This window comes from Streptomyces sp. NPDC048441 (genome assembly GCF_043200235.1).
GTDB lineage: Bacteria > Actinomycetota > Actinomycetes > Streptomycetales > Streptomycetaceae > Streptomyces.
This window is the reverse complement of the sequence record NZ_JBICXM010000003.1, coordinates 221910-230943: the sequence shown is the minus strand read 5'-3', so window position 1 is coordinate 230943 and position 9034 is coordinate 221910. Positions and strand designations below refer to the sequence as shown.

10 protein-coding genes are annotated in these 9034 nt (G+C 69.2%); 4 read left to right on the top strand and 6 right to left on the bottom strand.

Annotation, left to right across the window (positions count from 1 at the left end):
• Positions 1-222 precede the first annotated feature (222 nt).
• Both ACGFSB_RS09000 and ACGFSB_RS08995 read right to left on the bottom strand, forming a co-directional pair.
• Positions 223-675: a GNAT family N-acetyltransferase gene (locus ACGFSB_RS09000; RefSeq protein WP_393396286.1), complete on the bottom strand. Its 453-nt coding sequence runs from the start codon at positions 673-675 to the stop codon at positions 223-225.
• Positions 676-685: 10 nt separating this feature from the next.
• Positions 686-1144: a MarR family winged helix-turn-helix transcriptional regulator gene (locus ACGFSB_RS08995; protein ID WP_393396284.1), complete on the bottom strand. Its 459-nt coding sequence runs from the start codon at positions 1142-1144 to the stop codon at positions 686-688.
• A 141-nt stretch (positions 1145-1285) separates the two neighbouring features.
• Between ACGFSB_RS08995 and ACGFSB_RS08990 the strand changes: the two genes are divergently transcribed.
• The gene (locus ACGFSB_RS08990; RefSeq protein WP_393396282.1) at positions 1286-2494 is read left to right on the top strand and encodes an MFS transporter; all 1209 of its coding nucleotides are present in this window, start codon (positions 1286-1288) and stop codon (positions 2492-2494) included.
• A 79-nt stretch (positions 2495-2573) separates the two neighbouring features.
• On the top strand, positions 2574-3017 hold the full coding sequence (locus ACGFSB_RS08985) for a heme-binding protein (RefSeq protein ID WP_393396280.1): 444 nt from the start codon (positions 2574-2576) through the stop codon (positions 3015-3017).
• A gap of 37 nt (positions 3018-3054) precedes the next feature.
• Here the strand turns inward: ACGFSB_RS08985 and ACGFSB_RS08980 are convergent, their stop codons facing one another.
• Both ACGFSB_RS08980 and ACGFSB_RS08975 read right to left on the bottom strand, forming a co-directional pair.
• Positions 3055-3924, bottom strand: coding sequence for a GNAT family N-acetyltransferase (locus ACGFSB_RS08980; RefSeq protein WP_393396278.1), 870 nt, complete (start codon positions 3922-3924; stop codon positions 3055-3057).
• Between the two features lie 5 nt (positions 3925-3929).
• The gene (locus tag ACGFSB_RS08975; RefSeq protein WP_393396276.1) at positions 3930-4511 is read right to left on the bottom strand and encodes a DUF2269 domain-containing protein; all 582 of its coding nucleotides are present in this window, start codon (positions 4509-4511) and stop codon (positions 3930-3932) included.
• A 76-nt stretch (positions 4512-4587) separates the two neighbouring features.
• Here ACGFSB_RS08975 and ACGFSB_RS08970 point away from each other — a divergent pair, with 76 nt between their 5' ends.
• Together ACGFSB_RS08970 and ACGFSB_RS08965 are read left to right on the top strand one after the other, a co-directional pair.
• Positions 4588-5220, top strand: a complete 633-nt coding sequence (locus tag ACGFSB_RS08970; RefSeq protein WP_393396274.1) for an HAD family hydrolase — start codon at positions 4588-4590, stop codon at positions 5218-5220.
• A 393-nt stretch (positions 5221-5613) separates the two neighbouring features.
• Positions 5614-7332, top strand: a complete 1719-nt coding sequence (locus ACGFSB_RS08965; protein ID WP_393396272.1) for a globin domain-containing protein — start codon at positions 5614-5616, stop codon at positions 7330-7332.
• A gap of 63 nt (positions 7333-7395) precedes the next feature.
• Here the strand turns inward: ACGFSB_RS08965 and ACGFSB_RS08960 are convergent, their stop codons facing one another.
• Complete coding sequence (locus ACGFSB_RS08960; RefSeq protein WP_393396270.1) at positions 7396-7878, bottom strand: NUDIX domain-containing protein; 483 nt, start codon at positions 7876-7878, stop codon at positions 7396-7398.
• A 59-nt stretch (positions 7879-7937) separates the two neighbouring features.
• Positions 7938-8843, bottom strand: coding sequence for a LysR family transcriptional regulator (locus ACGFSB_RS08955; protein ID WP_393396268.1), 906 nt, complete (start codon positions 8841-8843; stop codon positions 7938-7940).
• Between the last annotated feature and the right edge of the window lie 191 nt (positions 8844-9034).

Below are 9034 nucleotides of genomic sequence, written 5' to 3'. Positions count from 1 at the left end.
CTTCGCGGCGGATCATTCCCACCCACCCACCCGTGACCCAGCGGCGCCAGCCCCCCCCCCCCCCCCCCCCCCCGGGCGGGGGGGGGGGCCCCCCCCCCCCCCCCCGCGCCGGCCCCCCCCCCCCCCCCCCCCCCCCCCCCCCCCCCCCCCCCCCCCCACCACCGGTGCGACAGCCAGCGGCAGCTTAGAGGTGCAGTCTCAGCGGTGCAGTCAGAGGCCCAGTCAGAGCTGCAGCTTGAAGCCCACATGCGATGCCGTGAACCCGAGCCGCTCATAGAAGCGCCGGGCGTCGGTGCGGGTGACATCGGAGGTCAGCTGTACCAACTGGCAGTCCTGGCGCCGGGATTCATCGACGGCCCACTCGATGAAGCAGGTGCCGAGGCCACTGCCGCGCTCGTCGGCGTGGATCCGTACGCCTTCGATGATCGACCGCGTCGCACCCTTGCGGGACAGGCCAGGAACGATCGTGAGCTGGAGTGTGCCGACGACGCGTCCCTCGCGTACGGCGACGACCACGTGCTGATTCGGGTCAGTGGCAAGGCGCTCGTACGCGGTGAGGTACGGAGTGAGGTCGTCCGGCGACTCCCGCGTGCTGCCCAGAGGGTCGTCGGCGAGCATCTCCACGATGGCGGGAATGTCGTCGGCGATCGCCGGGCGTATCTCAAGGTCTCCCATGAGGCGAAGCCTATGCAGGGACCCGCACCGCTTCCACTGCCCTGACCAGCGGTACGAGCTCCGGGTTCAGTGCCGCCTCGTCGAGTGCTTCGCGCAGTGCGGCGTCATTGGTGGGGCGTGCCTCGGCCAGGAGCGCGGCGCCCGCTTCGCTGACGTCGGTGTAGATGCCCCGGCGGTCGGTGGGGCACAGGTAGCGGGAGAGCAGCCCGCGGTCCTCGAGCCGGGTGACCAGGCGCGTGGTGGCGCTCTGGCTGAGCACGACGGCATCGGCGACCTGCTTCATCTGCAGATGGCCGCCCTCTCCGTCGTGCTGGCGGCTGAGGACATCAAGGAGGGAGTACTCGCGCACGCTCAGGTCGTGCTTGGCCTGAAGGGCGCGCTCGATGTGGGTCTCGATCTTCCCGTGGAGCAGGGAGAGCGCGCACCAGCCCTGCGCAAGGGCGGTCAGTGCGGGGTCCGTCGCTGTCATGGCTCTTGTTCCTCCGTCCCGGAGCTACTGCGAACCAGGATAGTCCACCAGTGCAATATCCGGCGGTTGCAATTAACCCGCGTGTGCAACTATTGTGGACGCAAGCTAAGCGCACCTGCAACCGTCTTGGAAGGTAGAACCATGCCTCTCGCGCTACTGGCCCTCGCGATCGGGGCCTTCGGAATCGGGACCACAGAGTTCGTGATCATGGGACTGCTCCCTGAGGTCGCGGGTGACTTCGGCGTTTCCATCCCCACGGCCGGCCTCCTCGTGACCGGCTACGCACTCGGCGTCGTACTCGGCGCTCCCCTGATGACCGTCCTCGGCACCCGCATCTCGCGCAAGCGGATGCTGATGCTGCTCATGGGCCTGTTCATCGCGGGCAATCTGCTCTCCGCCGTGGCACCGGTCTTCGGCGTCATGCTGGCGGGCCGTGTCGTCGCCTCGCTGGCCCACGGTGCGTTCTTCGGTATCGGGTCGGTCGTCGCGGCCGAACTGGTCGCACCGCAGAAGAAGGCCGGAGCGATCGCCATGATGTTCACGGGCCTCACCGTGGCCAATGTGGTCGGTGTGCCGCTCGGCACGCTCGTCGGGCAGACCCTCGGCTGGCGGATCACCTTCGCCATCGTCGCGGGGCTCGGCGTCATCGGTCTGATCGGCATCGCCAAGCTCGTGCCGGACCTTCCCAAGCCCGAAGGCGTACGGCTGCGCCATGAGCTGGCCGCGTTCCGCAACGTACAAGTGCTGCTCGCCATGGCGATGACGATCCTCGGCTTCGGCGGTGTCTTCGCGGCCGTCACCTACCTCGCCCCGATGATGACGGACGTCGCCGGCTACGCGGACTCCTCCGTGACCTGGCTTCTCGTCCTCTTCGGCCTCGGCATGGTCGCCGGCAACCTGATCGGTGGAAAGTTCGCCGACCGCGCCCTGATGCCGCTGCTCTACATCTCACTGAGCTCGCTGGCCGTCGTGCTCGCCCTCTTCACCCTCACCGCGCACAACAAGATCGCGGCAGCCGTGACCATCACGCTGATCGGCGCCCTGGGCTTCGCTACCGTGCCGCCGTTGCAGAAGAGGGTGCTCGACCAGGCCTCCGGCGCGCCCACGCTCGCCTCGGCCATGAACATCGGCGCCTTCAACCTCGGCAACGCGCTCTCTGCCTGGCTCGGCGGTCTCGTGATCTCGGCAGGCCTCGGCTACACCGCCCCGAACTGGGTGGGCGTGGTCCTCGCCGGTTCCGCACTTGTCCTGGCCGTCGTCTCGGCCACTCTGGAGCGCCGCTCGGCCGCTCCGAGCCTGGTCGTCGCGGGTGTGGCCCCCGTCGAACAGGCGACGCCCGTCCACCACTGACCTCCTCCGCCACTGACCTCCTCCGCCACTGCCCCGCCCGAACCCCCAGCACAAGCACCACCGCACAAGGAGAAACCTCATGAGCACCGCCACCCCCGCCGTCGCCCCGCTGACCACGCAGGACGCCGAGGCACTCGTCAACGCCGCCCGCCGCGCGGCCGAGGCCGCCGATGTCACGGTCAGCGTCACCGTCCTCGACGCGGGCGGCCATCTGCTCGCCTTCCGGCGCGACGACCGAGCCGTGCTGATCTCCGGCGAGACGAGCACCCGCAAGGCGTACACCGCGCTTCAGCTGGGCGCCCCGACCGCCGACCTCGTCGACCTGGTCAAGCCCGAAGGCCCCTTCCACACCCTGCCCACCGCCCTCGACCGCCCGCTGCTCTTCATCGCGGGCGGCATCCCGGTCCACCGCGACGGCCGCCTGATCGGCGCCATCGGTGTCGGCGGCGGGGCGCCTGAGCAGGACCACGGGTTCGCGTCGGCGGCTGTGGAAGCGGCGCTCGCCCAGCCCTCGCTCATCTAGCCCTCGCTCATCACCCAGGACGTACGGCGTCCCGGAGTCAGCCCGCAGCCACCGTCAGCGGTGCGAAGCGCCGCGTCCAGTCGCCGGGCAGCTCCGGGATGCCGTGCGTCATCACAGCGTTGAAGGCGATCGGTTCGAGGCCGCGCTCCTTCACCCAGGCGAGAAGCTCTTCATGGCGTACGTCGATGTCGGTACGCAGCGGTCGGTCCGAGCCGGCGGCGAGCGAGCTGATGAGAGCCTTGGCCGTCTCCGTGTCCCGGGCGATCAAGGGGCCGATGACATAGGTCTCCATGTTCGGCCAGGCCCCCGCGTAGCCGGTGATCGCGCCGTCCGCCTCCGCGACCCGCAGCTGGTCGACGAAGGCCGGGAGGCGAGTGATCATGTGCGTACGGTCGAGGCCGAAGACCTCGTTGTCGAGCCGGATGATCGCGGGCAGGTCCTCCGCGTTCGCCGACCGGGTGGTGACCTCCGGCAGCGGGCCGCCGGGGGTGAACCGGCCGCGGACCATCTCGGCGCGGCCGGTGGTCTTGAAGCCGAGCTGCTCGTAGAGAGGGCGGCCGTTCGGTGTCGCGTGGAGCGTGAGCGGGGTGGTGCCCGCACCCTCGATCACGTACTGCATGAGGCGGCGACCGAGGCCCTTGCGGGCATGTCGCTCGGCGACGAGGACCATGCCGATCGCTCCGAGGCCAGGGCGCTCCTGCGGTCCGTATTCGGTCACCACGCAGGCGGCGATGAGGCCGTCACCGGCGGGGTCGTCGATGCCGTAGCCCCTGCCGGCCGAGAGTAGAAGCCCCCATTTATGGTCCTCGCGTGGCCAGCCGCGATCCTGCGACAGGTCGGCGCAGGCGCTGAGATCGCGGAGGCTCAGTCGGCGGATGGGCAGTGTGGAGAGGGAAGGTGTCGACACTCGGGTCAGGCTGTCTGACGCAGGTCCTCGGCGTCCACCGGTTTGTGGGCAGAAGCATCTGGCTTTTGGTTTCGAGTGCTTCGAGCGCGTGGCTGATGGTTCCGCTGCTTCCGGCCACGGCGGGTCAGGCCCCAGGGCTTGAGAACTGAGATGACCATCATGAAGAGGTAGGCGCTCAGCGAGACGATGGGCCCGGCGATCAGGTCGGTCGGATCTGTCACCGGGGAGCCCGCGGAGACGGTGGCCACAGTGTCGTTGATGCCCGGACGCAGGGCGAAGGCCGACGCGGCGGTGGTGGCCAGGGTCAGCCAGAATTTCGCGTAGACCCAGCGGTGCTTGGCAAGTCCCCAGGGGGTGCCGAGCGACAGCAGGAGACCGCTCAGCAGTGTGAGCAGCGCGAGCGGAAGCACCAGCCAGTCGGCGAAGAGCTTCATGGAGCGGGCCGCGGCTTCGGTGGTCGGGAGGGAATCGGTGGTGACGGCCGCGAAGGCGAGGGCAAGCAGACCGAGCGTGAGCCCGAGCCAGCCCGCTGCGGCGGTGACATGGACGACGAGGGTGGCCCGGCGAGCGGGGCGGCTTAGTTTCACGTGAAACACGGTGCCCGGAGCGGTGCCCGAAGGCGTCTGACAGCGGGAGTAACCGCGGGTACTAGCCTCGGCGTACATGGCACGCCTTCACCTCTTTGACCTGGACGGCACGCTGCTGCATGGCACGGCGGCCCCCGTGGAGATATCCCGGCAGCTGGGCCTGGGCGCGGAGATCGCCGAGCTGGAGCGGGACTTCGTGGCGCAGCGGATCGACCCGCCCCAGTACGCGGTCCGTGTGCACGGCCTGTGGGCGGACCTCACGGACGCGCAAGTGACGGCGGCTTTCGAGGAGGCGCCCTGGCTCACGGGGATCCGGGACACCTGGGCCGAGATCCGCGAGGGCGGCGACTACTGCGCCGTGATCTCGCTGTCGCCGTCGTTCTTCGTGGAGCGGCTGCTCGGGTGGGGCGCGCACGCCGCGTATGGCTCGATTTTCCCCTCCGTGCCGTTCACCGAGCCGGTGAATCCTGCGGGCATTCTCAATGCCGCGGCCAAGGTGAAGATCGCGGACCGGCTCTGTGAAGAGTTCGGGGTGGGGCGGTCCGATTGTGTCGCTTATGGCGACTCGCTCTCGGACCTGGAGCTGTTCGGCGCGGTGCCTGTTTCGGTTGCTGTCAATGCGGATCAGCGGCTGGTCGGGCTCGCTACCCACTCTTATGTCGGGCGGGATCTGCGTAAGGCGTATGAATTGGTGCGGGGCGCCCAGTAATTGGGGTAATTGGCGGGTGCGGTCCACCGAATTCCAGGTGAAGAAGGTGGGACTTGTGTGCAGGACGGCTGCCGGTATGGTCGAGTCCGGTTCGCGCCGGGTGCATCGCAGCGCACCCCTGGGGGCGCGAACGGAGGTCAACGCAGCCTAACGGGGCGAAGAGATCGAAGACCTGAACTTTCCGTTATGCGACCGGTGTGACGGTGATGGGTGGGACGCTGCGGTGAGATGACTGCGGCCAATGTCACACTTCTTACCTACTTGTCCGTAGGGTCCGGAATTCGAGGTTGAATGCGGGGCACATTGGCTGCCGAGGCAGAGCGGGGAAAGTAAGCAGCTTCCTTCAGGGAAGTGGCGCGGACCGACTGAGAGATGTTCGAGGCGAGGCACAGCATGGACGCTCCGACCACCACGTCGGCGGGCGACGGAACTTCCGGCGACAGCGGCGGTGGGGGCGGCTGGTTCACCCCACGCAAGGCACCCAAAACGCCGGAAGGCAGCGAGCCGGCACGGCCCGAGGGCGGCGAGCCCGACGCGACCGAGGGGCGTCGAGTGGCCGCCATACGTCCTCTGGGCAGGCCCGGCGCGGTGCCCGCGGGCGCCGCTTCAGCCGATTCCCCGGAGGGCCGTCCTGGGCCGACGCCGACGCCCACGCCGACGCCCACGCCGACGCCTACGCCCACGCCGACCCCCGAGCCCGCGCCTCAGCGTGCCGCCGATGAGCGAATACCGGCCGCCACGGCAGCGGCAGCCCCGGGAACCGCCCCGGCAGCGGCGAGAGGCGCCACCAGGGCCCCGGAAGCGCAGCCCGCAGCACCGCAGCCCGAACCGCGCCCGGAGCGCGTACCGGAACCGCGGCAGCATCCGCAGCACCGCCCCGAACCGCGTACGCAGGGCCAGCCGGAGCCGCGTACACAGCGCCAGCCCGAACCACAGGAGCAGCCGCAGCCGCAGGCACAGCCGCAGTCACGGCCAGAACCGCAGCCGCGCCCCTCCCCCAAGGGCTCGCCCGACGCGATCCTCGTCCAGCGCACCATGGCCGAAGTCGGCCCCGTCGCCGACAAGGTGACCTCGTACTTCTACGCCCTGCTCTTCACCCGGCACCCCGATCTGCGGCCCCTGTTCCCCGCCGCGATGGACACCCAGCGCGACCGGCTGCTCAAGGCGCTGCTGACCGCGGCCGAGAACATCGACAACTCCGATGTCCTCACCGCGTACTTGAAGAACCTCGGCCGTGGGCACCGCAAGTACGGCACACAGCCCGAGCACTACCCAGCCGTGGGCGAGTGTCTGATCGGCTCGCTCAGCCGGTATGCGAGCACGACCTGGGACAACGAGACCGAGGCCGCCTGGGTCCGGACGTACACGACGATCTCCCAGATCATGATCGACGCGGCTGCCGCGGATGAACTGCGTGCCCCCGCCTGGTGGTTCGCCGAGGTCGTCTCGCACGACCTCAGGACGCCTGACATCGCTGTCGTCACCGTCCGCCCCGATCAGCCCTACCCCTTCCTCGCGGGGCAGTACACGAGCCTGGAGACGCCTTGGTGGCCGCGGATCTGGCGGCACTATTCGTTCGCGTCGGCGCCCCGCTCCGACGGGCTGCTCTCCTTCCACGTGAAGGCCGTCCCTGCGGGCTGGGTCTCCAACGCCCTTGTGCACCACGCCCGCCCGGGTGATGTGCTGCGCCTCGGTGCGCCCGCCGGTTCGATGACTGTCGACCACACCAGCAACAGCGGGCTGCTCTGTCTGGGGGGTGGCACCGGCATCGCGCCCATCAAGGCGCTGGTCGAGGACGTCGCCGAGCATGGCGAACGGCGGCCGATGGAGGTCTTCTACGGCGCCCGCACCGACCATGACCTGTACGACATCGACACGATGCTGCGGCTCCAGCAGACCCATCCCTGGCTCGCGGTCCGCCCGGTCATCGACGACCACGCCCAATTCCCGGACGCCATCCGCGAGTACGGCCCCTGGAACGAGTACGACGCCTACCTCTCGGGCCCGCCCGGCATGATCCGCAGCGGTGTGGACGCCCTGCGGGACATCGGCATCCCGGCCGGCCGGATCCGCCACGACTCCGTGGAGGAACTGGTCGCTGCGGGCGACTGATCCTCAGGGATCACCGGCCTTCAGGGATCACCGGCCTTCAGGGATCACTGACCCTCCGGGACATCAGCCCAGGTCGGGCGCGTGCATCGCGCGTACGCCCTCGATGTTGCCGTCCAGGTAGTGCCGCAGGGAGAGTGGTACGAGATGGACGGAGGCGATCCCGACCCGGGTGAAGGGCACGTGGACGATCTCGTACTCGCCGCAGGGCTCCTCCATTTCGGGTCCGTGCCGCAGCGAGGCGTCCATGGACTCCAGTCGGCAGACGAAGAAGTGCTGCACCTTTACGCCGGTCGCGCCACCGTCCTCGCCGATGTGCTCGACGGTGTCCACGAAGCAGGGCACCACGTCGGAGATCTTGGCGCCGAGCTCCTCGTGAACCTCGCGATGGAGCGCGTCGACGACGGTCGCGTCATCCGCCTCCACACCTCCGCCGGGGGTGAGCCAGTAGGGATCGACACCTGGTTTGGTCCGCTTGATCAGGATCAGGTCGTCGCCATCGAGCAGGACGGCGCGTGCGGTGCGCTTGACCACGGGTCGGACGGTCATGGGAGAAATGTGGCCCGGACTGTTCCACGTGAAACATCGTGAACCAGTCGAAGCCTTGCTCAAGCCCAATCGACGGCAGCGCGCAACAGCCACTCGTGCGCCCGCGCGATATGCGGCATCGCGAGCGTGCCGGTGCGTACGACGAGGAAATATGTACGCAGCGGGGGCACCGCCGGGTCCAGCAGGGCCACGACCTCCCCCTTCTCCAGAGCGGGCGCGCACAGGTAGCGGGGCAGCACGGCGAGACCCGCGCCGGTGGCTACACAGGCGAGCACCGCTCGAAGGTCCGGCACAATCACGGCGCCCGATGCGGCCGGACGGGTGTCGAAGACGGCCGCCCAGTAGCGGGCGACCAGCGGCAGCGACTCGTGCACCTCCACCACCGGCAGGTTCTCCAGCGCTGAGGCGCCCTTGCGGCGCAGCTTTCCGGGGCCGATACGGGCGGCAAAGCTAGGGCCCGCGACCAGGACGTGCTCCTCGTCGCAGAGTGGAGTCGCGGTGAGTAGCGCACCGCGCGGCCGGTCCGTGGTGATGGCCAGATCGTGATGCCCCGCGGAGAGCCCTTCGAGCACCTCCTCCGCGTTGCCGAACGAGGCACGCAGCGCGAAGCCCTGGCCGTCCTGTCCGGTCAGCGCGGTGAGAGCGGGCAGGGCGCGGGCTGCTGTGAACTCCGGTGGCCCCGCGAGGTGAAGGGTGCGTACCGAAGAGTCCTCGTCGAGCCCGGTCTCGGCGATCTCCACCAGGGCGTCCAGATGCGGCGCGGCCTTGTGGGCGAGTTCGTCCCCGATGGTCGTGGCCGTCACGCCGCGCGCCTGGCGCAGGAACAGGGGGCGACCCAACTGCCGCTCAAGGGTGCGTATCTGCGAGGTCACGGCGGGCTGCGAGAGGCCGAGCAGGGCGGCCGCGCGGGTGAAGGAACCGGCCCGGTGCACGGTCACGAACGTGCGAAGCAGGGCCAGATCCATGCCAGCACCCTTCCCTCCCGGTCCGTGGGCCGCGCTCCGGGTCCGCGATCAGCGATCCGTGCCCAACTATAAATATGTCGATAGGTCTCTGTCGCTACTGTGATTGGACACTGACACAGAGTCAACTAGCCTTGTTCGCGCGGTTCTTCGCGCGCAGAACCGGAACGGTCCGAGCCACGAGGGGGGAGGCT

Coding starts and splice junctions, on each gene's coding strand:
- ACGFSB_RS09000 (WP_393396286.1), bottom strand. CDS start 675: ATGGGAGACCTTGAGATACGCCCGGCGATCGCCGACGACATTCCCGCC.
- ACGFSB_RS08995 (WP_393396284.1), bottom strand. CDS start 1,144: ATGACAGCGACGGACCCCGCACTGACCGCCCTTGCGCAGGGCTGGTGC.
- ACGFSB_RS08990 (WP_393396282.1), top strand. CDS start 1,286: ATGCCTCTCGCGCTACTGGCCCTCGCGATCGGGGCCTTCGGAATCGGG.
- ACGFSB_RS08985 (WP_393396280.1), top strand. CDS start 2,574: ATGAGCACCGCCACCCCCGCCGTCGCCCCGCTGACCACGCAGGACGCC.
- ACGFSB_RS08970 (WP_393396274.1), top strand. CDS start 4,588: ATGGCACGCCTTCACCTCTTTGACCTGGACGGCACGCTGCTGCATGGC.
- ACGFSB_RS08965 (WP_393396272.1), top strand. CDS start 5,614: ATGGACGCTCCGACCACCACGTCGGCGGGCGACGGAACTTCCGGCGAC.
- ACGFSB_RS08960 (WP_393396270.1), bottom strand. CDS start 7,878: ATGACCGTCCGACCCGTGGTCAAGCGCACCGCACGCGCCGTCCTGCTC.
- ACGFSB_RS08955 (WP_393396268.1), bottom strand. CDS start 8,843: ATGGATCTGGCCCTGCTTCGCACGTTCGTGACCGTGCACCGGGCCGGT.